General features: G+C 49.9%; 26 protein-coding genes and 2 pseudogenes. 10 read left to right on the forward strand and 18 right to left on the reverse strand.

The genetic code is table 11. From position 1 onward, the window contains the following. Positions 1 to 37: 37 nt before the first annotated feature. Both BWI76_RS10085 and BWI76_RS10090 read right to left on the reverse strand, forming a co-directional pair. Positions 38 to 265, reverse strand: a complete 228-nt coding sequence (locus BWI76_RS10085) for a hypothetical protein (RefSeq protein ID WP_049094912.1) — start codon at positions 263 to 265, stop codon at positions 38 to 40. A 299-nt stretch (positions 266 to 564) separates the two neighbouring features. Next, on the reverse strand, positions 565 to 783 hold the full coding sequence (locus BWI76_RS10090; protein WP_004132707.1) for a cold shock domain-containing protein: 219 nt from the start codon (positions 781 to 783) through the stop codon (positions 565 to 567). 293 nt (positions 784 to 1,076) lie between these two features. Between BWI76_RS10090 and BWI76_RS28445 the strand changes: the two are divergent. From BWI76_RS28445 to BWI76_RS10100, 3 genes and pseudogenes are all read left to right on the forward strand, one after another. Further along, positions 1,077 to 1,277, forward strand: a pseudogene (locus BWI76_RS28445) (cold shock domain-containing protein). A gap of 81 nt (positions 1,278 to 1,358) precedes the next feature. Beyond that, complete coding sequence (locus BWI76_RS28450; protein ID WP_219676590.1) at positions 1,359 to 1,517, forward strand: YnfU family zinc-binding protein; 159 nt, start codon at positions 1,359 to 1,361, stop codon at positions 1,515 to 1,517. Positions 1,518 to 1,672: 155 nt separating this feature from the next. Beyond that, a complete protein-coding gene (locus tag BWI76_RS10100) occupies positions 1,673 to 10,255 on the forward strand; it encodes a GH36-type glycosyl hydrolase domain-containing protein (protein WP_084402772.1) in 8,583 nt (2,860 codons plus the stop codon). Between the two features lie 19 nt (positions 10,256 to 10,274). On the opposite strand, the gene BWI76_RS10105 is transcribed toward BWI76_RS10100, so the two are convergent. Then, a complete protein-coding gene (locus BWI76_RS10105) occupies positions 10,275 to 10,508 on the reverse strand; it encodes a hypothetical protein (RefSeq protein WP_004132711.1) in 234 nt (77 codons plus the stop codon). 153 nt (positions 10,509 to 10,661) lie between these two features. Here BWI76_RS10105 and BWI76_RS28755 point away from each other — a divergent pair, with 153 nt between their 5' ends. From BWI76_RS28755 to BWI76_RS10125, 5 genes are all read left to right on the forward strand, one after another. Next, the gene (locus BWI76_RS28755) at positions 10,662 to 10,838 is read left to right on the forward strand and encodes a YnfU family zinc-binding protein (RefSeq protein ID WP_213076229.1); all 177 of its coding nucleotides are present in this window, start codon (positions 10,662 to 10,664) and stop codon (positions 10,836 to 10,838) included. Between the two features lie 79 nt (positions 10,839 to 10,917). Next, positions 10,918 to 11,190, forward strand: coding sequence for a hypothetical protein (locus BWI76_RS28305; RefSeq protein WP_192831626.1), 273 nt, complete (start codon positions 10,918 to 10,920; stop codon positions 11,188 to 11,190). 202 nt (positions 11,191 to 11,392) lie between these two features. Beyond that, entirely contained in the window at positions 11,393 to 12,301 is a 909-nt protein-coding gene (gene lpxP / locus BWI76_RS10115) for a kdo(2)-lipid IV(A) palmitoleoyltransferase (protein WP_049094914.1), read from the forward strand. A 765-nt stretch (positions 12,302 to 13,066) separates the two neighbouring features. Further along, positions 13,067 to 14,056, forward strand: a complete 990-nt coding sequence (locus tag BWI76_RS10120; protein WP_049094915.1) for a glycosyltransferase — start codon at positions 13,067 to 13,069, stop codon at positions 14,054 to 14,056. Positions 14,057 to 14,059: 3 nt separating this feature from the next. Next, on the forward strand, positions 14,060 to 14,515 hold the full coding sequence (locus tag BWI76_RS10125; protein ID WP_224240016.1) for a hypothetical protein: 456 nt from the start codon (positions 14,060 to 14,062) through the stop codon (positions 14,513 to 14,515). A gap of 79 nt (positions 14,516 to 14,594) precedes the next feature. On the opposite strand, the gene BWI76_RS10130 is transcribed toward BWI76_RS10125, so the two are convergent. The 14 genes from BWI76_RS10130 to BWI76_RS10195 form a co-directional block, all read right to left on the reverse strand. After that, on the reverse strand, positions 14,595 to 14,969 hold the full coding sequence (locus tag BWI76_RS10130; protein WP_049094916.1) for a TA system toxin CbtA family protein: 375 nt from the start codon (positions 14,967 to 14,969) through the stop codon (positions 14,595 to 14,597). Between the two features lie 49 nt (positions 14,970 to 15,018). After that, positions 15,019 to 15,378, reverse strand: coding sequence for a type IV toxin-antitoxin system YeeU family antitoxin (locus BWI76_RS10135; RefSeq protein WP_049094917.1), 360 nt, complete (start codon positions 15,376 to 15,378; stop codon positions 15,019 to 15,021). A gap of 22 nt (positions 15,379 to 15,400) precedes the next feature. Continuing rightward, the gene (locus BWI76_RS10140; RefSeq protein WP_049094918.1) at positions 15,401 to 15,622 is read right to left on the reverse strand and encodes a DUF987 domain-containing protein; all 222 of its coding nucleotides are present in this window, start codon (positions 15,620 to 15,622) and stop codon (positions 15,401 to 15,403) included. A gap of 13 nt (positions 15,623 to 15,635) precedes the next feature. Further along, the gene (gene radC / locus BWI76_RS10145; protein ID WP_049094919.1) at positions 15,636 to 16,118 is read right to left on the reverse strand and encodes a RadC family protein; all 483 of its coding nucleotides are present in this window, start codon (positions 16,116 to 16,118) and stop codon (positions 15,636 to 15,638) included. After that, entirely contained in the window at positions 16,115 to 16,348 is a 234-nt protein-coding gene (locus tag BWI76_RS10150; RefSeq protein ID WP_049094920.1) for a hypothetical protein, read from the reverse strand. Before BWI76_RS10150 ends, radC begins: the two co-directional genes overlap by 4 nt. Positions 16,349 to 16,358: 10 nt before the next feature. Further along, positions 16,359 to 16,838, reverse strand: a complete 480-nt coding sequence (locus BWI76_RS10155; RefSeq protein ID WP_224240015.1) for an antirestriction protein — start codon at positions 16,836 to 16,838, stop codon at positions 16,359 to 16,361. Positions 16,839 to 16,917: 79 nt separating this feature from the next. Beyond that, positions 16,918 to 17,739 carry a DUF932 domain-containing protein gene (locus BWI76_RS10160; RefSeq protein WP_049094921.1) on the reverse strand — a complete coding sequence of 274 codons (822 nt, stop codon included), beginning with the start codon at positions 17,737 to 17,739 and terminating at the stop codon, positions 16,918 to 16,920. A gap of 106 nt (positions 17,740 to 17,845) precedes the next feature. Further along, on the reverse strand, positions 17,846 to 18,058 hold the full coding sequence (locus BWI76_RS10165; RefSeq protein WP_049094922.1) for a hypothetical protein: 213 nt from the start codon (positions 18,056 to 18,058) through the stop codon (positions 17,846 to 17,848). 109 nt (positions 18,059 to 18,167) lie between these two features. Then, positions 18,168 to 18,641, reverse strand: a complete 474-nt coding sequence (locus BWI76_RS10170; protein ID WP_049094923.1) for a hypothetical protein — start codon at positions 18,639 to 18,641, stop codon at positions 18,168 to 18,170. Between the two features lie 73 nt (positions 18,642 to 18,714). Further along, positions 18,715 to 19,344 (reverse strand): hypothetical protein, encoded by a 630-nt coding sequence (locus BWI76_RS10175; RefSeq protein WP_049094924.1) that lies wholly within the window; start codon positions 19,342 to 19,344, stop codon positions 18,715 to 18,717. Positions 19,345 to 19,441: 97 nt separating this feature from the next. Then, positions 19,442 to 20,119, reverse strand: coding sequence for a helix-turn-helix transcriptional regulator (locus BWI76_RS10180; protein ID WP_004139645.1), 678 nt, complete (start codon positions 20,117 to 20,119; stop codon positions 19,442 to 19,444). Between the two features lie 55 nt (positions 20,120 to 20,174). After that, positions 20,175 to 20,903 carry a DUF3944 domain-containing protein gene (locus BWI76_RS10185; RefSeq protein WP_004139644.1) on the reverse strand — a complete coding sequence of 243 codons (729 nt, stop codon included), beginning with the start codon at positions 20,901 to 20,903 and terminating at the stop codon, positions 20,175 to 20,177. A 587-nt stretch (positions 20,904 to 21,490) separates the two neighbouring features. After that, positions 21,491 to 22,654: a hypothetical protein gene (locus BWI76_RS10190; RefSeq protein ID WP_084402774.1), complete on the reverse strand. Its 1,164-nt coding sequence runs from the start codon at positions 22,652 to 22,654 to the stop codon at positions 21,491 to 21,493. Between the two features lie 225 nt (positions 22,655 to 22,879). Further along, positions 22,880 to 23,113, reverse strand: coding sequence for a helix-turn-helix transcriptional regulator (locus BWI76_RS10195; protein ID WP_075209927.1), 234 nt, complete (start codon positions 23,111 to 23,113; stop codon positions 22,880 to 22,882). Between the two features lie 315 nt (positions 23,114 to 23,428). Between BWI76_RS10195 and BWI76_RS10200 the strand changes: the two genes are divergently transcribed. Further along, positions 23,429 to 24,175, forward strand: coding sequence for a hypothetical protein (locus tag BWI76_RS10200; protein WP_049094926.1), 747 nt, complete (start codon positions 23,429 to 23,431; stop codon positions 24,173 to 24,175). A gap of 76 nt (positions 24,176 to 24,251) precedes the next feature. Continuing rightward, positions 24,252 to 24,886: pseudogene (locus BWI76_RS10205) on the forward strand (tail fiber domain-containing protein); the annotation flags it as partial. Positions 24,887 to 25,031: 145 nt separating this feature from the next. On the opposite strand, the gene iolE reads toward BWI76_RS10205, so the two are convergent. Beyond that, positions 25,032 to 25,928 (reverse strand): myo-inosose-2 dehydratase, encoded by an 897-nt coding sequence (iolE, locus tag BWI76_RS10210; protein WP_049094927.1) that lies wholly within the window; start codon positions 25,926 to 25,928, stop codon positions 25,032 to 25,034. Positions 25,929 to 25,940 lie beyond the last annotated feature (12 nt).

Genomic DNA, 25,940 nt, shown 5'->3' on the forward strand with positions numbered 1-25,940 from the left:
TGCAATTAAACGTGGAGCAGAGAGCATGACAAAAATGCTATAAATATTTCCTGGCCGCATCAAGTATCTCCTGTGACGTTAACTCCCTGTCAGTTGCCACGTAAACAATACCATGATCGCCAGTTAAGGAAGGAAAACCTGCAGACATAATCCGAAGATGTGTTTCTTCACCGTTTGGATATTCCTGCCTGACAGAGGATATACCTTCCAGAACGGTCATGACTTTACAGGATTCAGCATTAAAGAAAACAAGGACTTTAATCATATTCTATTACCCTGTTCTCTCGTGGGTGTTAACTGGCAGATGCCATTAAGGTCAAAGCCATTACGTGGTGCTTTCGGAGATAGCCTCGCTCATTACGCACTTCTTATTTAACAAGCAGTTAGTATGTTCTTTTAAAATTTTTATGCAGTAGTCCTGCATTTCATTACATCGGTCAGCGCACTCATAATTGTGAAAAATATGCTGATCAGATATTAAGAATAAACGATTTTCACTGATTTTAGTTATGGGGCTGTCTACTCAGGAATAATCCTTCATCGTTATCGCAGAACCACAATAATTTATTTATCGCAGAGTATTACGTTTGTAGCAGCAGGGCCTTTTTCACCATTATGTATCGCGAACTCAACTTTCTGACCTTCAAATAAGGTGTTAAAACCATCGCCGTTGAGGGCAGAAAAATGAACAAAGATATCTTTTCTGCCATCAAGAGGAGAGAGGAAACCAAACCCTTTGCCTTCGCTGAACCATTTTACCAGACCTTTAATTCTTAAGGTCATACTAACCCCCGTTATACATAATAGTATTGAATAGTAAACGTATAGTATTAAAGGTACGGGCTCAAAAAGAGGTGATATCAGCGATAGCGCCTGCTAATGAGGACTGCCCGGAAAATGCTTAACGTTCGTTTGTATATCGAACTGATGGAATTCATTAAGGCACAGGGAATCGATATAAGCAAATTATCTTTTAGCCGTCCAGAGGTCCTGCAGGGAAAATAAAAGTGGCTGAATACCACTTTCAACGTATAGTCTTTACGTGTTTTCAATAAGAAATTGACTTCTCTTATAAAATGGCAGGAATTGTCAAAAGTTATGACATTCTTAGTGTTAAATGTCTCATCATCCCTTCTGATAGCCGAAAAGACGATCTGCTTCACATTTCAGCCGTTAACTCCCGCAAATCAGAATGATTCATCCCAGGAAGTCGCATTGAATTTTGTCGGATAAACGGTCTCAGGGGGCCAATGGCTGCCAACATCTACCTTTTCTGAATTTCAGTGCTTCAAAATAAATAGATTAAAACTTAACCATATGTGATACGGTGAAGCTCATTCATTGAAAGGTTAATGGTTATGTCTGTTATCAATTACGCAATGAAACTTTTCAGCGGTGTGTCTACCGCCACCTGCCCTGTTTGTGGCTTAAAATCAGCTCAACCCTTGTCAAAAATCCGGCGCAATCAGGCAATGCTTTGCCCCGGCTGCAAGGCTCTGTTTATCTCCCGACCCTAGTCCCAACCAAAACAGCATTCAGAGCCCATGCTCTATACTTAAGTTAAATTCCGGCAGCTGTTAAATCCCTGATGCCTGACGCCCATCCTGAGAGAACGTTTCTGAACTGATTTCGCAACTGCTCCTGCGCGCTAATGTTGCATCGGAGCAATGCTATGAAAATGAACCCCAGAGCGTGGTTTAACCGCTCCCGTATCCCGATGAATGCTGCCGAAAACGTGACGTTTTCGGCGAACGATCCTGCAAGCGAAAGCACTCCGCGGTCTGAACTCTTTTCGACCGTCCAGATGGAACGCTACGGTCAGAAGCTGGCGCGGACTCATAAAGTATCGTCGGATAAACATCCTTATTATCTTCTGAAAAGGCTTGGCGACAATGAGGACGTCATCACCCAAAACTGCTATGAGCTTAACGCGGGTAAAAAGACCAGTATCATGCCCGCCGGTGAATGGTTGCTGGACAATTATTATCTTATTGAGGAACAAATCCGCACAGTCCGCCAGCACTTGCCGAAAAGCTTTGGAAAAGGCCTCCCGTCGCTGGTATCGCCACTGAATTGCCCACGAATTTATCATATTGCATCAGAGGCCATTGCTCACGGCGATGGCCGCTGGGATGCCGCCAGCCTGACCAGCTATCTCACTGCCTATCAACAGGTGACACCGCTGACGCTGGGTGAAGTCTGGGCGTTACCGGGAATGCTGCGCCTGGCGCTGATTGAAAATCTTCGTCGTATCAGTATGGAAGTGATAAAAGCGCAGCAGGACAGAAACCTTGCCGATACGTGGATAACAAGGATTGTCGAATGTGCAAAGAGTGCACCTGGCGATTTAATCATGGTGGTTGCTGATATGGCGCGCTCCCGCCCCCCGTTAACCAACGCGTTTGTTGCAGAGCTGATGCGGCGCCTGCAGGGGCATGGCAACGCGCTGTCGTTACCTCTGACCTGGATTGATCAGTGCCTTCGGGAACAGGGGATCACCACCGACGTTCTCATACATAGTTTCAATCAACAGCTAGCCGCCAGCCAGTTGTCTGTCAGTAACAGCATCGCGGGTCTCCGATTAGTGAGTGAAACGGACTGGGCTGATTTCGCCGAAACGATAAGCGTCGTCGAACAGGCATTACGCAATGATCCTGCCGGGATCTATCCCCGGATGCACTTCAATACCCGGGATCATTACCGCCACGTAGTTGAGGTTCTGGCCAGAGACAGTGGTCTCAGCGAGCATGAGGTTGCTGACAGGGTGCTGGCGCTTTCAGAGGAAAAAGCACCCAATACACCGGAATATCATGTTGGTTATTACCTCGCGGGCGAAGGTCGACAGGCGCTGGATATACATCTCCTGGCAGATACCTCAGGACTCATACGCTTGCGGCACAGTTTCAACAGAATAACCCTGCTGTCATGGCTTGGCAGCCTGGTGTTGTTGACAACCGCTGCGACCGCGGCAATATTGCACGAAACTGCCATGCAGGGCGCAGGTTGGCTGTTAATCGCGGTGATATTGCCTCTGGTTATCGCTTTAACTCAGTTAATGAGTGATTTACTCAGTGACGCAACCACCCGTTTTCGCGTTCCTCGCCCCTTGCCGGGGATGGATTTTTCAACCGGCATTCCCGCTGACAGTGCCACTATGATCGTCATCCCCTGCATGCTGACCAGCCATGAAAGTTTCAGCCAGCTCCTCTCCAGTCTTGAAGTCTGCTGGCTTGGGAATGAAAACGAAAATCTCAGGTTCGCACTGCTCACTGATTTTGCAGATTCTGAAAATGAACCCTCGCCAGAAAGTCACGCGCTGCTCAGACAGGCTATCGCTGATACGCAGGGGCTGAATCGGCGCTACCCCTCCGGTCGACCACGTTTTTATCTGTTACATCGTCAGCCTGAATGGAACCCCTCGGAAGGAGCGTGGATGGGCTATGAACGCAAGCGGGGAAAACTGGCGTTACTGAACAGCTGGTTGCGTCATCCCGGAACGCAATTTGTCAGCGTTGCAGACATGCCTGCCCACCTTTTACCGGGTCACATAAAATACGTCATTACCCTGGACAGCGATACGGTGCTCCCGCGCGATACGGCACACAAACTCGTCGCGACGATGGCGCATCCGCTGAATACGCCTGAGTATGATCCGGTACGCCAGAGGGTTGTCAAAGGATTCGGTATTTTACAGCCCGGTCTTGCGGAAGAGATACCACGCAACGGTCAGGGGCGTTACGCAGGCCTGCGCAGCAGCGTACCGGGCAATAACCCTTATTCGATGATGTCTTCGGATATCTATCAGGATCTCTTTGGGGAGGGCTCGTTTGTGGGCAAAGGGATTTACGATGTTGATATTTTTATGCAGGCCACTACCAACATCTGCCCGGAAAACCTGGTACTCAGCCACGATCTGCTTGAAGGATGCTATGCACGTTCGGGTCTGCTGAGCGAGGTGTTACTGTACGAACAGTACCCTAATAATTATCTGTCGGATGTTGCACGACGTTCACGCTGGATCCGGGGTGACTGGCAACTGCTTAACTGGCTAAAACCACGCGTCAGAAAAGCCGATGGAACCCGGGTCAGGAATCCGCTGACCGCGCTTTCTTACTGGAAATTACTCGATAATCTACGTCGCAGTCTGGTCGCCCCCTCCTTACTGGTATTGCTGTTCTTCACTCTGCTTTGGGTACCCAATCCGGTTTACTGGCTGGGCATACTGTTGCTGATATGGCTGTTGCCAGCCATCCTCTGCATTAGCCATGACCTTCTGCATAAACCTCTGCGTCGCCGCGTGAAGCCGCATCTGTTACTGGTGGGGGCGGGCGCGTTAAAGCGTCTGTCAGGTATCAGCCTTAATTTTGCGATACTGCCGCACGAAGCCGGATATTCGCTGAAAGCGATCGCCGTGACGCTATGGCGACTGGGGATAAGCAGGCGTCACCTCAGCCAGTGGGTCAGCCACAGCCAGGACAGCAGTCAGGCCAGATCCACTGTTGCACGTTTTTATCAGGCAATGTGGCTGAATGTTGCCGGTGGCGTGGCGCTGACAATACTGACCGGACAATTTGCCCCACAGCTGCTGGGGATTGTGTTACCGATCGGTTTGGTATGGTGTGTGGCCCCGCTGCTGATGAGCTGGCTGAGTCGCCAGCCCGTGCGTAAGGTTTTTTCGCCAACTCAGGAACAAAAACAGCTGTTACGCCAGACAAGCCGTGAAATCTGGGCATTTTTTGAAACCTTTGCCACAGAAAAAGAGAACTGGCTTCCGCCTGATAATTATCAGGAAATACCACAACCGACGGTGGCACACCGAACTTCTCCTACCAATATTGGTCTTTCACTTATGGCTAACCTGACGGCATGGGACTTTGGCTACCTGCCCGGCGGAGAGGTGCTCCGGCGCGTATCGCTCACGCTCGACACGATGGATAAAATGGAGCACTACCGGGGCCATCTCTACAACTGGTATGACACCCGTACGCTGGTCCCCCTCAGTCCACGCTATATCTCCAGCGTCGACAGCGGCAATATGGCCGGGCATTTGTTGACGCTGCGTGCAGGGCTGTCCGCCATGCGTCATCAGCCTGTTTTAAACAGCCAACAGATACTGGCAGGACTGAACGATACGCTGGATATTCTGGAAAAACAGTGGGGGCAGAACCCACCTGACAGCCTGAGACTGCTGCGCAAACACTGCCTGAGCGCGGTGTCACTCTCTCCACAGGCATTTTTCAGTGAACTGAAAAACATGAGCATCCAATGTAACCATCTGACCAGTGCATGTCATCAGGGATCTACTCTTCAGATGCGCTGGGCTGGACATCTGGAGCATCAACTGGTTCAGCTGTGCCATGAGTGGTCTCTGTTGCTTGGCTGGTTACCTGCATCCTGGAATGAACAGACGCTGCCGACGCTGAGCGAGCTTGCCCGTCCGACATTAACCGGTACAGGAACGCCTCCGGCGTCAGTGGCGGAGCAGGCCCGAATGCGACTCAATATTATCACCGAGCTGGAACAGCGGCTGGATGAGCATGCCCGGATGGATTTCGCATTTCTGTACAGTGAAGCAACCAGTCTGCTCAGCGTCGGTTATAACTGTGACACGAATACACCTGACAAGAGCCACTACGATCTCCTGCCGTCTGAAATCCGCCTGACCAGTTTTCTTGCCATTGCGACTAATCAGCTGCCTCTTAAAAGCTGGTACGCGCTGGGTCGATTGTTTACCACGATTGATAATGAAACTGCCCTGATGTCATGGAGCGGATCCATGTTTGAATATCTGATGCCGAATCTGGTGATGCCCACCTGGCCCGGCAGCCTGCTCGATGAAATGAGTCAGTCGGCGGTTATGCGCCAGATTCACTGGGGGAAAGAACGCGGGGTACCATGGGGTGTTTCAGAGTCTGGCTATCATGCTTTTGATGTTCAGCATAATTATCAGTATCAGGCATTTGGCGTACCGGGTCTTGGTCTGCGCAGGGGGCTTGCTGATGACATGGTTGTCGCACCTTACGCCACAATGCTGGCGCTGATGGTTTCTCCACAGAGAGCCTGTGAGAACCTGTTCAGGCTGCAAAAAAATGGTGCACGCGGAGAATACGGTTTTTATGAAGCGCTGGACTATACCCCCTCACGACTCGCAACCGGCCAGCTCTATGCGGTGGTACAGTCCTGGATGGCGCATCACCAGGGCATGGCATTTCAGGCACTGGCTCATGTGCTGCTTGACGCCCCCATGACTGAACGATTCATGTCCAGTACGGTGTTCCGGTCAGCTAGCCTGCTGTTACAGGAGCGCGTGCCGGATGCGGTCGATCTGTACAGTCCGCGCCGTCATTTTGAATCTCATGAAGGCAGGGTCAAACCCGTTCGCTATGAACCCCGTATTTTCTATAGCGTGGATACTCCCGCCCCGGATATTCAACTCCTGTCCAACGGCCATTATCATCTGATGTTGACCGCGGGCGGCGGTGGTTACAGTCGCTGGAACGATATTGCACTAACACGCTGGCGCAGTGATACCACCCGTGATAACTGGGGAGCATTCTGCTACATCCGTGATACGCAGACGGGGGATGTATGGAGCAATACCTGGCAACCGACAGGCAACTCCAGCGGACAAGACGAGGAAGTGTTGTTCACCGATGCGGGGGCTGAATTCCGACGCACCTTTGGAGGACTTAGCGTCAAAACTCAGGTGGTGATCTCCCCGGAGGATGATGTTGAGTTGCGACGGCTCACACTGATCCATCGTGGTCGCCAGCCCCGCTCTCTGGAACTGACAACTTATGCTGAAGTCGTACTGGCACCTGATGCCAGCGATCTGGCACACCCGGCATTCAGCAATCTGTTTATTCAGACTGAGCTGGATCCTGAGCGTGGCGCCATTCTTTGCCACCGACGCCCGCGCTCTCCGGATGAAGCAAGCCCCTGCCTGTTTCACATGATGGTGGTGCATGGCGATAACCGACATCACGTCTCGTTTGAAACGGACAGGGCAAAATTTCTTGGTCGTGGCAGAAACCCTGCTGATACCCTGGCAACAGAGACGGAAGGGACGCTCAGTAACACGTCGGGGTCAGTGCTGGATCCGATACTGGCAATACGTCACTCCATCACTCTACAGCCGGGGCATCCGGTTACGATTGATATCATTTATGGTATCAGCGAGAACCGCCAGCAGAGCCTGGCCCTGCTGGAAAAATATCGCGATTACCCTATTGCCGATCGCGTCTTTGAACTGGCCTGGTCTCACAGTCTGGTGGTATTACGCCAGATGAATGCCAGTGAAGATGATGCAACTTTGTTTAATCGTCTCGCTGGCGCTGTGCTTTACCCTGTCCAGGAGCTACGCGCCGAAGGCCAGGTGATCAGCCGCAACCGGCGTGGTCAGTCCGGTCTGTGGGGCTGGGCAATTTCAGGCGATCTGCCGATAGTACTGCTCAGTATAACCGGCGAAGAAAGTATCGGCTCAGTGACCAAACTGATTCAGGCACACCGTTACTGGCGACAGAAAGGACTGGATGTTGATTTGGTTATCCTGAATAACAGCCCCGGTGGCTACCAGCAGGGATTACAAAATCAGATTATGGAGTTAATTTATGCGGGGTCTGAAGCCAGTCTGCTGGACAAAACGGGCGGCCTTTTTGTCCGTAATGGCGAGCATCTCTCTGCAGAAGATAAGTTGCTTCTGATGAGCGTGGCCTGTTTTTATCTTGATGATCGCGCAGGGGGTATTAATGAGCAGCTTAACCAGCGTATTCATACCCTGAAATCGCCGGCAAGGGCATTCATTCCACGCGCTGTGCGCGAGCGTAATCAACATACGGACTGGAGCCCCGATATCAGTCAGTTATGCTATTACAATGGGTTCGGTGGATTTTCACAGGATGGGCGGGAATATCAAATTGTTCTGCGGGAAAATGCGCAGACACCGGCTCCCTGGTCAAACGTACTGGCAAATCCCCGTTTTGGCAGCGTGATTTCAGAGGCAGGGCAGGCCTATACCTGGTATGAGAATGCCCATGAATACCGGTTAACACCGTGGGAAAACGATCCGGTGAGCGATCGCTGCGGCGAGGCATTTTACCTGCGCGATGAAGAGAGCGGGGAGTGCTGGTCGCCGACGGCTTTACCTGTTCGCGGACACGGTGATTACCTGACCCGCCATGGTTTTGGCTACAGCGTTTTTGCCCATCGTGAGAGTGGTATAGACAGCGAGTTGACGGTCCTGGTTGCTGAAGAAGATCCGGTTAAACTGGTGCTCCTGACGCTCAGTAACTCTTCGGGACGGACACGTCAACTTTCCGTCACAGGCTATGTAGAGTGGACGCTCGGAGAAACACGAACGCGCTCAGCCCCTCACATTGTGACACATGTGGCCAGAACGCCCGGCGGCTGCGGGGTGCTTGCGAATAACTTTTATGGTGATAATGGTGGCGGCCGAACTGCATTTTTTGCCGTCAGCGGTAATGACTGTTCTCTGACAGGGGATCGCCGGGAGTTTATTGGCCGTAATGGTTCCCTTCACGCCCCTTCGGCCACGAAACTGCAAAAGCTTTCTGGTAAGACGGGGGCCGGTCTGGATCCCTGCGGAGCGGTGCAATCGGCGGTTACATTAATTGACGGGGACCAGAGGACGTTTATTTTTATCCTCGGCGCAGAGGAGAATGATGTTTGTGCTCAGGAGACGCTGGCCCGCTACATGAACGAGGATACGGTCCGCCAGGAGCTGAACCGGATTCATAATCACTGGCACAATGTTCTCGATAAAATCGTAGTTAACACCCCCGACACGTCCGTAAATTTACTGGTTAATGGCTGGCTGTTGTATCAGACGGTCGCCTGTCGTCTTATGGCCCGGAGTGGCTACTATCAGTCTGGCGGTGCATTTGGTTTTCGCGATCAGCTGCAGGATACGCTGGCTCTGAGCCACGCTGCTCCGGACCGGATGCGTGAACAGATAATACTCTGTGCATCACGGCAGTTTATCGAGGGGGATGTGCAGCACTGGTGGCACCCGCCACACGGCAACGGTGTGCGTACCCGCTGTTCCGATGACTATCTTTGGCTGCCGCTTGCTGTTTGCCACTATGTTGAAACGACGGGGGATATGGATGCACTGGAAATACGCATTCCTTATCTGGAGGGACGCTCGCTTCATCCTGGTGAAGAGTCTGTCTATGACACGCCGGTCATCAGCGGCACCGAAGAGACACTCTGGTTACACTGCGTCAAAGCTATTCACTATGGACTTCGCTTCGGGGTGCATGGCCTGCCGCTGATGGGGGCTGGTGACTGGAATGACGGGATGAACCGGGTGGGTATCGAAGGCAAAGGTGAAAGCGTCTGGCTGGGCTTCTTCCTGTACGACATTTTGCAGCGGTTTGCAGCGCTGGCGGAGCGCAGGCTGGATGAAAGCGTCGCCGCGATGTGCCGTTCACAGGCTCTGCGCCTGCAAAGTAATCTCGAAGCCCACGCCTGGGATGGGGAATGGTACCGGCGCGGGTATTTTGACGATGGTACTCCCCTGGGATCGAAAACCTCACAGGACTGCCGGATTGATGCGATTGCGCAGAGCTGGTCTGTATTGTCCGGCGCCGCGAGCCCGGGACGGTGCGCAAAGGCCATGCAGGCGCTGGATAAGCTCCTTGTGGATAACGAAGGAGGGCTGATCAAACTGTTAACGCCTCCTTTCGACGGACACGGTCCAAATCCGGGCTACATACAGGGGTACCTGCCCGGCGTGCGGGAAAACGGAGGGCAGTATACGCATGGCGCCATCTGGGCAGTGATGGCCTTTGCCCGAATGGGGAATGCCGAACGAGCCTGGCAACTCTGGTCAATGCTCAGCCCTATAAATCATACCCTGAATGCGGACTCTGTCGGGATTTATAAAGCTGAGCCTTATGTCATGAGTGCTGATGTCTACAGCGTCGCTCCCCATACCGGACGTGCAGGGTGGAGCTGGTATACCGGTTCAGCAGCCTGGGCCTGGCGTTTACTTACCGAGGAATTACTGGGGATAAAACGTTCCGGCACTGACTTTAGTGTTCATGCCAGGTTACCGGATGAGTGGTCGTCTTTTTCTATGGCATATCAATATGGTGAAAGCCATTATCAGATTAGTGTTTCACGCGGCGATGCAGAATATTGCGTGACGCTGGATGGTGTTCTCCTCCCTGATGACAGAATACCGCTGAAGGATGATGGACAAAACCATACGGTTGAGATCATTCAGAACTGACACTGATCCCGGAGGTGCATTAACGTCTGCCGTTAATGCGCTGATTATCCCTGAGAACATCAATCGCAGTCTGCATGGCGATTTTGTCATCCCGCCTTTTTTGTTTGTCCTGCATGACCTGAAGGTATTCCAGCAAGGTGCGGGTATTAATCGGTCGGCCCTGTTTACCCACAGCCAGCACGGCTTCTCCAAGAATAATTTTCACAGGCGGTAATTGTGCCGGATACCAGTCAAGGGTGTCTTCTGATTTCATCTTAAATTTCTCACGGAAGGGTAGTGTATCATAAATAAGACGTTCAATTTTCAATATCTGATATCCTGATTCAGACACAACTTAACATAACTTATGCCAGTTATTTTTATATTAAAGCGTATAATAATTACTCTATTCCTCAGAGAATTATTTATGTCTTATACAAATGGGCTCAGGTATTTTAAAGAAAGACCGGTTCATGTTGCCTGCCCGGTATGTGCACACAGAGCCGATCAGAAAGCAGGTAAACTAAGAAAAGATGCGGTTCTTGAGTGCCCTGCCTGCGGACTGTTGTTCAGACCTTCAGAATGCTGGTGTATCGGCGGCTGATCAGCTTCTGCCACTTAACGTCAGTGATGTCGGAAAATGACAACATTCCTCCTGTACTGCTGTTGTCGAGGGTATGATAATGAAATCTAAAAAATCTGTTTTTATTGAAGGGCATATCATGTCGAACAGCTGTCACGGACAGGCTGGCCAACCTTTCTGTATTCACCGGGTCAGGTTTAGTAATGGTAAATATGCGATTATTCGGGTGGCATCCGGGATATGTTTCAAACCAGGCGAAATTATTCAACGAAACGATTGTGAGTGGTTTTATAAACTTACCAAAATTCGGCTTCTTTCTTTTGAGTACCTTGATGATGATGAATCAAGAAGACAATTTTTTGAGTATCAATGATAAAACATGGATTTATAACAGAATAACTTTGCTGGCTTACAATTCATTCCTGACTCTTTAAATTCTTTACCAGTCATTGCAAAGTTATTTTTTTCTGAATTTAGATGACTTTAAATTGTCTAAAACAGAATGTATCGCTAAAGACGAATTGCTTCATTGTTTTCCTTTTGCGTTATAACCTTCATTAGCATTAAGGAAATTTATGGCACAGACTTTTACTCATAATTTACTTCATCCTCGCCACTGGCTTACCTGGTCTGGTTTGGGTCTGCTGTGGCTTCTCGTTCAACTTCCTTACCCGGTTTTACATACTCTGGGCTCTGGCCTTGGAAAAATATCCAGACCCTTTCTGAAACGCCGGGAAGGAATTGCGATTAGAAATATCGAACTGTGCTTTCCCGAGATGACACCGTTTGCCCGGAGCCAGATGGTCAATAAAAACTTTGTTTCTCTCGGGCTGGGACTGATGGAAACAGGAATGGCCTGGTTCTGGAGCGATGCGAGAGTCAAAAAATGGTTTGATGTCGAAGGGCTTGAAAACCTGACCGGCGCGACAAAAGGAGTAATGGTTGTCGGGATTCATTTTATGTCCCTTGAGTTGTGTGGAAGAGTAATGGGGTTATGCCATCCTATGATGGCAACGTATCGCCCACACAATGATCCATTAATGGAATGGGTACAGACAAAAGGGCGTATGCGTTCAAATAAAGCTATGATTAATCGACGTAATTTATCTGGTTTTGTTCATGCGCTAAAAGCTGGTGAAGCCGTTTGGTTTGCACCAGACCAGGATTATGGGGCTAAGGGAAGCGTTTTTGCACCTTTTTTCTCGGTAAAAAAAGCAGCCACGACGAACGGAACGTATGCTCTGTCAAAACTCGCTGGTGCACACTTGATCACACTTAGCATGATTAGACGTAGCGATAAAAAAGGTTATCACATGTATATCAGCAATCCTTTGGCAGGCTATCCAGGGGAAGACAAGGTCGCCGCAGCGGCTTATATGAACAAGATCATCGAGCGTGAAATTCTCCGTGCCCCCGAGCAATACCTGTGGATGCATCGCAGGTTCAAAACGCGTCCTGAAGGCGAAGTCTCTTTATACAAATGAACCACTCTACTTGTCATGAGCCAGAATCTATCTTTCTTGCCAATGCGTATTTGTAAAAAATGCAATAGGGAATTTTCGATCGGCTTCATGTTAACGATGGCTCAACTGACAGCCAAGGTTAATCAATTGAACCTGTTCGGATTTGAAGGTCCACTTATAGCTGCCATTCAAAGCGATAATAATTTTTGTATATTTTCTATTCCACATGATGTCAGTTATCGGGAATGGTTTGACTATCCAGCAGGCATAGCATCCTTTACAGCTCGACAAACCGAACGCTCCGATAGGGTATTCAGGCACACGGATGGCATGTAAAGCAGAGTAAAAAAGATGATCGATTAAACCGATCGATTGGTAAAAATTGATCTGCAAAATGAATTATCCGGCCCGGTAGTGCCTGTGCTAAATTCTCAAAAATTCATTTAATGTATTCTTTATTAATTTATTTCCTGTCTTCTGGTGGGCGGCGTTCTTTTGTCCTACGAGCTCGGCAACGGAATGCGACAGCAGGTGATGGAATGAAAAGATGTGCCAGATGTAACAAGAAAAGAGGCGTTCTGGACCGGATTTTCGGGCTTGATAAAGAATTCTGCGATGACTGTCTGATGGTGGTTAACCAGGAAATCAGAGAAAAACGAGTGGTGTCCGCGCCAGCACAAAAATCACCGGAGCGTTCTTCCTGATAATGCATCTTACCCGGCAGGTTATTGCCTCTGATGGGGTAACAACGCTGAACTTTCCCTCTGTTTACATTTCCTTTGTTCAATGAAAAACAACATCGATATCAGCGTCATTATTCCTGTCTTCAATGCAGCTGACAGTATCGGGGGTCTGATCCATACACTACTTGGCGAAACAACGCTGAGTTCTGAAATCATTGTTGTGGATGACGGCTCAACCGACGAAACATGGACGGTACTCAGCGCTATTACAGATGAACGACTGATCCTCATTCGGCAGGAAAATCAGGGAGTGTATGCTGCCCGTAATGCTGCACTGGCGATTCACCGTGGCGAATGGGTGGTGTTCCTGGATGCAGATGACCGGGTTGCGGCAGATTTTCTGCAGGAAAGGCTGCGCACAGCACGCGAAGCACAGGCTGATATCGTCCTTTTCAATGCCCGGCATACAGACAGCGCCGGACATCTTCGGCATCCCGTTCACCGCAGACAGCCTTACGGTCAGACACTGACGGGTCAGCAGTGGATACACCATTGCGTCAGTCAAAGGGAATGGCCGCATTATCTGTGGCTGCAGATAATCCGTTCAGCGTATATTCGCGAGCACGACCTGCGATTCCAGGAAGGGAAAAGCCACAAGGATATTCTCTGGACGATACAGCTTGCCGCCGCAGATGGCCGGTTTTATTTCTCTGACAGACAGGATTACCTGTGGGTGAATAACCCGGCGTCAATTACCCACTGCCCGGATTATTACGATATCCGCGCGTTCAGCTATAGCGACGTGATTGCAGATATTCTGGCACTCAGTACACAGACGCAGTACCGGTCTGTCAGACGAGCGCTGGTCAGGCATGCGCTGGTGGAAAGCCGTCACTTTCTGGGCCTGTACCGGCGCAGGGTGAGTGACCGGCAGGCGGTCCGGGCGCGTTTTCGTACGCGGGTAGCCTTTCGCCATCTGGTAACCGGCGTGAGCAACCTGAGCGATGTCTTTTTCCTCCTGAAGCTGGTCCGCAATATTTATCTGCCTGGTGTCCGCAATACTCCCGCAGCCGTTTCGCAGGTGCGGCGTTAATCCATGGATATCTCAACGCTTCTGGCGCGGTCGTGGCAAACGGCGATAACGGGTGATGACTCCATTCGCTCTGTCAGGGATATCGTCGAACGCTGGTATGACAAAGGCGGTGACCTGACCCGACGAACCCGGCGATTTATGCTGCGGGAATGCCTGTGGATAGCAGCACATTACCGGGACACCGAAGCGGTACTCACCCGACAGTTCCGGCTGCTGGCCGTGTTACTGTATCTGGGCGGTTATTTTCCGAAAGGGAATACCGATGGTATGCTCCCGGAGAAATGTTTCATTTTACTGAACGCCCCGGAATTAAGCTCTCTCCTGGTAGATGATACGGCCCCTGATGTTCTGGTGGCGTCCTGCCGCACTCTATTCTACTGCAGACAGATATCTCCGCTAAGGTGTTACCGCCATACCCGGTGTCTGAGCGAACATCTGTATCAGCTGATGGAGATCTGATAAAAGCGCCAGTCGTTGTACTGGCGCCTGAGGGACTGATCGCTGACGGTGCTGTCGTCAACGATCAGGGTTAACGTCATTATTTCCCTCCGCTGAATCTGCCACTGGTAATGTCAGTAACGGTTTGATAGCCCTTGCGGGGCATCAGCCCGGTAGCCTTGCGGGCGCGGAGCATATCAATGCTGCCGATAAACGGAGACTGCTCTTTCACGCTGAAGCCGTGACGGTCAGTACGCACCAGGTCGTACTTTTCCACGATAAAATTCACCGCGTCACACAGTGAGATACCCGCATCAATGTGCTTCTGGATCACACTGTCGTTGCAAAACGGTGTGTTGTTGAGGGTAAGGCCGTAGTGTTGCTCCAGCAGATACTCCAGTAATTTTTGCCAGATTTCGACTGATGACAGACGTGACGATGCCGCCCTTTGTGGGGGCAGGGATTGTATTTGCATGGTTTGCGCTCTTTGTTGGCTGGTTTGACGAAGGAAAAGCGTCCGGGGTTTATGCGGTTGTTGCAGATGTCGGATAAATTACGATGTAAAGATAGCCACAGGAGCCGAGCGTATCGGCCTCACATATCAGCCCTTTTGCGTGGAACGTGATGCAGCGCTGAATGTGGGGCGTGAGTTCGTTGCTGGTCAGCATGAGCTCCATCTGCTTCATCACTACCGGAAATGCCTGGTCCAGATGGCGTAAATCTGCGTCGCTGAATGTCCCAGCAATGCTGGCGCGGTCAGCTAGGTAATGCAGGTGGTTACCCTCCTGTACAAGCCGGGCACCAAAACACGGCGTGATGTTGCGTCTGAGGCCCCACCAGGGTTCCGCGATATTATGGTTGATTACACGGGTTGCTTTCTGCATGTAAGTACTCCTCAACGGTGAGTTAATTCAGGGTGACGCTTCGCAGGATCACATACGGACCGTTGCGGTCCTGTCGGCGTTCAGCAAACACGGCCAGCACACCCCGGATATCCTGCACTTCCCTGCCGTGGTAATGGCAGATACTGCCGGACCATTTATATTTCCCGATACAGAAGCGAAACAGCCGGGACTCAGAATGCTGGCGGTATATCGCCATTGCCTGACGTTTACTGATGATTTTCATCGTTATTCTCTCCCTAAAGCCAGCCACGCTCGGCAAACGAGACGATGTCCATGCCTCCCACGACCAGGTGGTCCAGCAGGTAGATATCCACGAGTTTAAGTGCCTGTTTCAAATGGTCAGTGATAAGTCGGTCAGCATGGCCGGGTTCCGCATAACCTGACGGATGATTGTGTGAAAGCACGATGGCAGCCGCGTTGTATTTCAGTGCTGCCTTTATCACTTCGCGGGGATGTACCTGCGTATGGTTGATGGTGCCGGTGAAGAGCGTTTCATGGGCAATAAGACGATGCTGGTTATCGAGGAAGAGTACCATGAAGACTTCACGCTCCAGCGTGGTGAGCTGCAGACGGAGCCAGTCGCGGACCGCCTGACTGGAGGTGAATGCCTCGCCGGGTTCGCGTAACTGGCGTTCCAGGAGGGTCAGTGCGCGTCTGATAGTGCGCTGTGCGACGGGAGATATTCCCCCGCGGTCAGGGGGGAACGTGGTGGTATTCATTTGCTTTTCCTGTCTGTTGACGTATCCGGGACGGATGTGTTGTACGGCTTCACGGCAACGACGAACCCGTCGTGCAGGGATTCAAACCATGACCAGATATGGAAGAGAGGGGTACCCGTCGGGAAATGCAGGAAGGGTTCGTCGAACACAACGTCACCGTCCTCATCCCTGGCCGTTGTTTTCCCCAGCGCATCCCACAGGGCATTCAGGTGAGACAGTTCATACGGCATAGCGGGACACTCAGTCGATAATGCGCATGATGGCGCTGCATTCCGGGTGATGCAGCGCATAGTCACGCAGACGCCAGTAATGTTCCGTCATGGCATCGCATTCTGTGCGGCATGCGTGATGACTGTAAGCGACAAGACAGACTGCAATCCCTGCAGCTTCGGCGCTCATGTCTGCGGCGTTGCCATTCATGGCGTTGAACAGCGACCAGAAGGCATCGTTGTCCGTTCCCGGAACCATGAAGGCCCCGCCGTTGCTGAGAGTATAAAAATTCCAGATACCACCGCTGTAGTCAGCGCAGAACCGGTCCATCCACGCAAAGACCTGCGGTTCAAGGGTTATCCACTGCGGGATGTTACCAAAGTGCTGCGGCCAGAATTCCACACGCAGTTCGTCCGGTACGGGCGTGGCTGTCAGAGCAGGTGCAGAACCGTTATCGCCAGCCTGCAGAGGTCGCTGATGGTTGTCGTTAATATTAATAATGTCGGTCATGTTAATTTTTCCTTATGCATGTAGATGTCGAATGGAGGTCTCGGGCCGGGGATTGATTTCGGTGGCGGGGCGCGGGTGATTACCTGTCCAACAGGTTCAGCATGTTCTCCGCCATCACCCAGAGCGCACGGTTTAACTTAACGTCGCCATCAATCCCGTTTACTGGGCGGGTGTGGGTACGTTTCCCCTGCGCGGTACGGCCACTTAGCCCGCCTTTCAGCAGGTTTTCCTGAATGCGCTGGTAAGTGGTCCACAGGTCATCGCTCTCGTCCTGCCAGCGTCGAGGAGCAAGAATTTGCGATTCAGTTACTGGCTGGTACTCTTCCCCAAAACGATATGTGAGCGCCGCTTTAGCCAGTGCATGTTGTGCGGGTGACGGGAGTTGCACGGACTGCATGGCTTCACGTTTCTCTTCCACCCGCTCAAAGACGCTGAGAACCTCATAGGCCCCCTCAATCACCTTCCCGACAACGTCGCCCCTGTGTGGCACGCGGATCTCGCCAAACGACTGTCCGCAAACGAGCGAATTGGTGCAGACGCTTCGGAACATCCCCGGCAGTAACTGAAAACTCGATGCGCCATCGTGCGAATTCAGAATGATGATTTCCGGCACCTGCTGACCGTTTATTTGACCGGTACGACGCAGTCGGAGCATATGCTTTGTATGTTCCCGTCGGCTCTGGTCGCGCACTCGTGACTGACAGGCAAAGAATGGCCGGAACCCTTCGCGTTTAAGGTTCTCCAGCAGGGTGATCGTGGGTATGTAGGTGTACTTTTCGCTTCTGGAGTCGTGCTTGTCTTCCCCGAAGACGCTGGGGACATGCTGCATCAGTTCTTCGTGGGTTAAGGGACGGTCACGGCGAATCTGGTTCACCCGACCAAAACGGCTGGCTAATCGCATAGTTGATTCCTCATCTGGTTAATCTGAAGGCATAAAAGCAAAAGCCCCTGCTCCGTGAGGAGGCAGGGGCTGGATGTGTTGTTCTCAATGAACGGATAGGGCGGGATTACAGCGTATCCAGAATCTTTAATATCTGCGCCATCAGAGCGGCGATAAGTGCGTTGACCAGCAGCGTGACCGCTTCTCTGGCGGCATCAATGCTGTCGTCATCGTAGCCAGCCTGACGGAAGCGGATTTCAATATACTGCCGGGCCTGATGTCCGCCGCACCAGGTCAGCACCTGACCTAAGGCAGTGATGAGCATTTTTAAAAAGGGCATAGGAAAGCCTCAACGCCACCGTGAGGTGGCATGCAAAACGAAATCCAGGGGAATGTGAGAGCACCCGTTTCAGACGAAACGGGTGCTGGGACGGTGTATGGAGTTGATGCTAATCCGCCGTGAGGGAGGTGCAAACTGACATATCAGCAAGCACCTTATGAACATCACTGGCTGAGGGTGTGAAACTGGCTACTTTTTTGTCGTTAACCCAGACTTCAAATGATGTTGCTTTTTTGACAGCATCAATGAATGATACCCAAGCATTATCCCCATTACGCCAGCCTAGGGAAGCAGGCACGCCATACTGTTCTCCACCGGTGACGAGCGTAATAGCGGTACCGTCATCCTGTGAACTGAGGGTGCGGCCATCCGGCAGGGTGACCAGTACGCTGTGCTGGAGCACCTGGTTCTCATCGGGATTACTGGTACAACTGATGTTGAGTCCGGTATGCTGCGGGCTGGTGATGATGTACTCGGACACGCCCATGCCGAAGCCTGAATGCCAGATATTGCGAACGGCAAACGCTGTGGGTACAGCACTCAGTATCACAGCGGTGAGTGTAACAGAGAATAATATTTTCATGGTTTCTCCTTAATGATTACCGATGATTTAAATACGTAATCACAGCATTTAAACTCGGTTCCTTACGCCTTTCTTATCGTGTGCGAAACATGGATATTATATCGACAGAATAAAAATCATTTAATGCCAGCTCTCCCCCCTGAGCAGCATAAATCCTTGCCACCGGGCGTAATAACTTATCGCCAACATCCTTAATTGTCTGACTGTTCTCCGGCGTATTACCGACTTCAGTGACAGGATGTCCCTTTGACTGATAGAGGTTATACTCTATCGTGCCTGTGACCTGTCTGGTTCTTGCCATATTCATTGCTGCTTTATTCACATTTGCAATAAATCCTTTATTACTCTCGTAGCCGGGCTCGCTCTCCGCCCTGTGGGTAATGTCATCAATCCTTTGTTTTATACGGCTGGTTTCATCATCAGATAACATAGCGGTAAAACGCACCTTACAGGTTAACGATTTAGCATTCGGATTGCTGTCAATAGTGAGGGGGGTATCCCAGGCTATCATCACTGCCTTGCCTGTCAGGCCTGACTGACGGTATGGGCGAAATGTTCTGAAGTCGCGTTCATTTACAGCGTTACTGACTATAGCCTCATTAACTGATTTTAATACCTCTTCGTTTTCACACGAAAAATTATCCCCACACCCTGTCAGGATGGAAACGATAATAATAAATATCGCTGATTTGTACATTTTCATTTCAGATTCCTTCGTATTGGTAAATAAATTTTTTAATGTGGTCGGGTGAACAGACATTTTTCACCTTGTTATTTAATGCGACGTCAGAGAAATAAACTCATTTATGAATAATTCCGCTGATGTAATTAAAATGAGGAAGCGCACGCATAAACCTCGGGTCCTGCATGATGCGGTCGATATGTCTGTTCCGTACAAAACTGCTGACTGTAATCACCACATCGGTAATTGCTGAGAGGGTAAAAACCTGAATGCGATCCTTCGAGACAGCCACAAGATACCACTCTCCGTCCTGGCAAATGAGTCTGTAAGGTGCGACTGATGGCTGCTGGCGTTCCTGATGCAGGAAGTGGATAAGGCGATGACGGATGATGGCCTGAACGATGATCTGAAAACCGCCAAATAATGCAGGGGCCTGTTGCGGAGGATCATTCCAGATGATGCAGGGAGAGTCCTGACCACTATCAAGGAGTACTGAAAGCAGCTTAGGGTCAAGAGCCGGAAAATAATGTGCAACGCTGGTTATTCGGGCAAAACGCAGGATATCATTGTTGGTGCGAAAAGGTCCTCGTGCATCACGGAGGCTGACGTTACCGTCGATATATTCCGTGTCGATATAGCGCAGGCGTTCACGCAGGTCTCGTTGTACAGTGCGCTCAGAGACGCCAAATTCCTGCGCGAGTTGCCTGACACTGAGCGTTTCGCCCATAAAGAGGCGGCTGACCAGTATGGCGAGACGACTGGCTAACCGGTCATAACGGTGTTCCTGTTCAGGCATGGTAACTGCTCCCTGCAGAAAATAGCCGGACCCGCCATCGGTCGGCCAAAGTGGATTAACGGGAAATATGTTGCTGACGGAGCCAGGCCACGATCATGCAGGCGGGTATGGTTACCCGGTAGGCCGGACCGGTAATGTCGGAAATCATCCATGCAGAACTGAGTGCAATGGCAACGGGACCGGCAATGACAGACAGAGCCCTTGACGCCACGACCACAGTGCCCCAGGTAGCAATGCCACCCAGTGAGGTAATGATGCCTGCAGACATCACAGTAGCAAGCTCCAGGGCCGCCAGAGAGGAAGTCCGTATCGCTGCCTGTATCGCCATGATGATGAGCTGAGGCGTCGGGTTGGTCAGGCCAAGCTGCATCGTGCGGGAAAAAGCAGACAGCTCTTCCTGCGTCATCTGATCCAGACTTTTCTCCAGCACCTTCATTAACAGGGCGAGTTCAATGGTTTCAGTAGTGCTTTTCGGGTTGTAGTTAACATCGAGTTTGCTGCAGACATCTTCGAGAATTTCCCGGTAAACCACGCCTTGCCCCAGACGTGCCATACTCATTAAGGTATTCGCGCCATAGCGCTGAAGCTCAGCGGCTATCAGTTGCCAGTAGCGGCGATGGTCTGGTGCCAGCAGACGGTATTCCGGAGTGCTGGTCAGGCTATCTTTCCAGCGGGTGTCGCCGTCGCGTGGGTCAGTGGTCAGGATGGAAATCAGCAATTGCAGCTCTTCATTGCTGCACTGGCCCAGCAAATGTAAATCTGCATCGTTGCGGTAGACAGCCATTATCCGCCCTCAGTCAGTATGATATGAAGTCACACTGTAAAAGGGACTGCTGCACGGATGTGTCACCGGAAATGGTTAATATATACTCCATGCTAATGGATACGGACAGGGTGTGTCTTGAAATATACAGGATTACACCAACTAGAATAATTTTTTGTATCTGGGTATTGTCAATATAATGCGGGTGGTTTTTTTGATTTTGGTTATTTTCCTTCTTTGTACTGGTTCATGGTAATTATATATTTCTGAAATATTAATGAGTTACCCTGAGTGTTATTGTGTGCTTTTTGGAGATGTCTGGTAACCCATATCTTTTAGGCTGGTCGTTAACGTAGATTTAAATTTCATTGCGATAGTTCATTTGTTATTGTATAAAGGAAATATAAATGCCAGATCTTGCAAAGTAAAATTCCAGGCAAGTACTCATCTGGATTAAGTGGTAAAGCACGTGACGATGTCGCTGCCCGAATTTGTTAAATCTGGCTTCTTTATGTTAACAACAGGTCGGTTTTGTCTACTATTTCGTTGAAATAAGGCCGGTTTTAGCTATCTGCACCGGGAGACCAACTCCTGATCCCCGCTTAGCATCAGAATTGAGGAGGTATAACCAAAGCCCCATCTTTATCAAGTGGTGGTGCTGTGAAAAATGTATTGTAAAATAAAATGCAGGCTTCCTGATTACTCAGGTCAAGACCAAAATAGCGAGCCATATAATCATCAAGTGCGTTTTGGTAATATGCATGAATCAATCTTTCTTTTCGCCTGGTTCGTTCCGTTACGTCTTCGTGCAGCCCGGAAAATATCTCAAGTAAGTTATCTGTATCCCCATTTAACATGGCATGAAAAGTTGCGACTGCAAATAACTCATTTGCAGGGCCAGCTGACAGCCAGTGACTACTTTCAATATGATTAATAGATTCCCTTAAATCCCAGAGCTCCAGGCGCGATGATTCCTCCTTTAAAAGTTTCAATAAAGGTGGATGAGCATAAATATCTGTGCAAAACAGCCTGCGTGGTATACCAGGATCAGCAAATGTCACATGTTTTACAGGAGATAATGCTTCCTGTATTTCAAATGCTCCATATTTCTCTGTGAGTGCTTTCAATAGCGTTGATTCAACAGGCAGGGATAAGCCTGCCGCTTTTATGCCGCTGAATGTTCCTCTTGTGGTACAAACAGGCACTGAGTCTTTCATCATTCTGTTAATCAGTGACGGAGCGATAATGATGTTGCATGTAGTATTGGCACCGCCTTTAGAATTAGGGTAAATATGGCACAGTTCTAACTCCAGCCAGGGCGTTAAGCGTTTTATTGCCAGCCCCTTTGAGTCTGTCACCCTGCGGCCATTGATCGTGTTATATGCTTTCTGGTGAGCTGCTTTACGCTCGTATAACCTGATGAGTTCAGCGATGTCATCAGGGCAGTTGATACTCCTCAGCCCGAGGGGATTATTCTTCAGCATTGATTCTACGTTAATCCAGTAAGAATGTTTTACCAGACTGACAATGGCATCGTCATCTATAAGTCTTCTGTCTTTGTTACGATGCTCAATACAGCAATATCGCTGATTGCGGGTACCAGATAGGCTAATACCACAGGGCGGGTACTGGCACGTCAGACCCAACCTTTGGGCTCTTTTAGCTGCATTAGATAGCTTACCCTGATAATGTTTTGGGCATAAGCGCAATTTACGCTCATCTGGTAAATCACCTATTGAGAGATTACAATTATTTCTTTTACAAATAGCCATAATAAGACTCTTATTACAGTCAATCTTGTTGGATGATAAATAAAGAGTTACTCACTAATCATGAGCATAATTGATAGTGTTTTTTAATATATCGTTAGTAATTAAGATATATTTGTCTCAAATGAGACTGAAATACACTAGCAATTTAATGCATTAGATTAATGCATTGTTAATGCTCTTATTTATCAGGTATTTTTGCTAAGTACACAGCAGGTAACACTGCCTTTATGGATGTTCGGCAATATCTGTCGATGATGCCTGATGACGTTTTAACAACCATTCATCCAGTTCCGATTCAAACCAGCCGACAGATTGCATGCCCAGTCTGCGTTGCTTTGGAAAGGTTGCGTCGTAGCGTGGTGACTTCGGATTGATCCAGTCGTAAATGGTTGAACGAGCTATGCCGAGTTTGTTCACAACGGCGCGGATGCGTAGTACCTTGAGATTTTGTGCAGCCATGTATGTTTGTCTCTCTTTGTCTCAGTATGGATGCGATCTTACAAGGCAGGAAAAGGGGAGAGTATGTCCGTAGTGAAGGTATTGGAAAAAATCTTTTATTACAATGTGGTAGAGATTTATTTTGGGCGATTTTCACCGTTTTTTGTTGATACCAGACCTGTTTATTTGTGAAAGTTGTAAATACTTGACCAAAAGCTGCCTTGTATCTGGTTCGATGAGTTCAGGGCCGGGGTTTTGGCCCTGAGATATCTACCATGTCAGAGAAGACAATCTGTTTCTGCATGAAAGCTATCATTCAGAAGCTGGGAGTTATGAATGGCTAATGTTAAAGAAAACCTTTTATTTGAAGAATTATTAAGCAGATATCGGAAGAAAAAAAAAGCACTGTGCTTTCATCTTGGGATCAAACAGAAACATATTGCAAGAACAAGGGTGACAGAAGATGTTGAACTTGTTGTGGTGATAAACACAGGGAGGCAAACCAGCTCTAAAGATTTAGCACAGGCACTGGCCTGCCAGCAGGGAGAGAAAAACTGGCGGCGCTACCTTAAAGTATTCAGTCGTTCTGCATGGGTAGAAAAAGGCATCAGGGGCAATCTGGCTGATGCTCAACAAACCTGGGCGCAAGGGAAGGCGATTCTGGAATCGGATCCCGATCATGCGGTGCAATTGATGCAGAATGCCATTGCTCTTCTGGAGTGTGGTCTGAAACGCTGTACAACTGCAGCAGCAAAAAATCTCAAGGAGCAGCATAAACTAAATTCTGCTTTAGGCGGGAAAAGGAAAGCGGCACGTTTTAACGGTATTAAAGAGGAGGTGATAAAATTACTGGAAGCGCGACCCGGGGGATGGAAAACGAAGACGGATGCTATAAGTGACCTCATTAAAGATTTACGTCCCTATATTGAGGAACATGGGTGGCCTTCTGTTCAGGATGAAGACGACTCGCTCGATGAGGCAGAAATCGAGGGGAGGTTTGGTGATTTGTTGCGGGAATGGTCTGTCCCCAGTGGAGATAAGTGTGTCAGTGCAGCGTTTGCAAAAGCAGTAGGAAAACGCTGAGGTAATCAATGGCACCTGTAAGCTATTTTGAGTAACAGCTCCCCTGTTATAGTTAGTCGCTCAGGCGTTCACATGGCTCGATGCCGGACAGTATGTCAAACGTAATCCCGATGGCTGGTTCTGAGCGCAGGGTAACCGCCCGGTGGATAACAACAGGGCGAATAAAACAAATGGCCTCTGGCTTCAGGGGGCGGGCGATTTGTCCGCTGACTTCTATCACTACGAGCGTATCGGGCAGCATCACTTCCTCGGTCTGCATGTGGCCAATGGTGGCGCTCAGGGCTGGTACGAATTCCGCAACGACGGCCATGCCTACACCAACGGAGCCTGGAACAGCAGCTCCGATGCCCGCATGAAAACAAATGTTGAGAAAATCGACAATGCGCTGTACAAACTCGGCAGCATCAGCGGTTACACCTACCTCAAACAGGGCGTACCGGAAGCCGGGGTGATTGCCCAGGAAATCGAGACAGTACTGCCCCTGTCGGTCACGCAGACCGAGCTGACGCTCAATGAGGCAGCGTCCTACCCGATGCACGCAGTATCAATATCAACGGCGTGGTGGCCCTGCTGGTTGAAGCGCTGAAAGAGGAGCGTCAGGCCCGTCTGGAAAACCAGGCGCTGTTGCTGAAAGAACAGGAAGCCCGGCAGGAGCTTGAGCGTCGCCTGGCTGCACTGGAGCGCCTGAAAGGACAGGAGGCTGGATTATGAGTGGCGGTGACGGTCGCGGTCCGGGCAAGCGGGATCGTTATTACAAGCTAGTCGGCTCAACAGGGAGTAATGCGGGTGGGTGTGGGCAACGGTCAAAAAAGGCGCTCAAAGAGCGCCAAAAACCTACAGCAAACCTGTTCAAATGCTAAATACCCACCTCGCTTTTAACCCACGCGCGCGCTTTTTTTACTGTCTCCAGAGGCGGTGCTTTTTCTGGATCCTGTTCGGCTTCAATGATAATCCAGCCTTCGTAGGTTGAGTTTTTAAGGAAATGAATAACCGGAGCGTAATTAACTATCCCCTCGCCAGGGACAGTAAACAGACCTGCTCTTACTGCATTATTGAAGCTCAGGTTATTATTAATGACGTTATTGAGCACTTCACCACGCACATCTTTTAGATGGACATGCGCCACGCGGTTGCCATAATTTTCCAGCACCCAGTTGATATCCACGCCTGCCACGGTTGCATGCCCGCAGTCCAGGGCGATACCGACTAAGTCATTGGTTGCTTTCAGGAAGGCTTTCAACTCATCGTCGGTTTCAACAACCATCATCAGATGGTGATGATAAGCCAGACGTAAACCATAGTTCTTCAATAAAGACACTGCCAAATTATTCACTTTTTCTGCGTATTGGGGCAGTTCAATATGCCCTAAGGGTGGAGATTTCGACAGGGGCTCATCGAGTGGTGTGAGGCCGGGCATCGCGCCGCACTCACCATATACCATGACTTTTGCCCCCAGTGATTTCAATAACATGGCATGATCGTGTACCGCTGCTAACTCATCCTCAAAACTTCGTTTAGCCAGCAGGCCATTATACCAACCGGACGCAAGCTTAAGCTTTGCCTGATTCAGTACTGGCGCAAGAGTGTCGATTGTTCGTGGAAACTTTCGGCCAAGTTCAATTCCTTCATAGCCTGCCTCCGCCGCTTCTGCCAGGCAGGTTTCCAGTGGGATATAGCCACCGAGATCTTCCAGCACATCGTTAGTCCAGGAGAGCGGGCTAACGCCAACATGAATACGTGTTGATACGTTCATCGTTCTATCCTT

Source organism: Klebsiella sp. M5al (genome assembly GCF_002090195.1).
Classification (GTDB): domain Bacteria; phylum Pseudomonadota; class Gammaproteobacteria; order Enterobacterales; family Enterobacteriaceae; genus Klebsiella; species Klebsiella grimontii.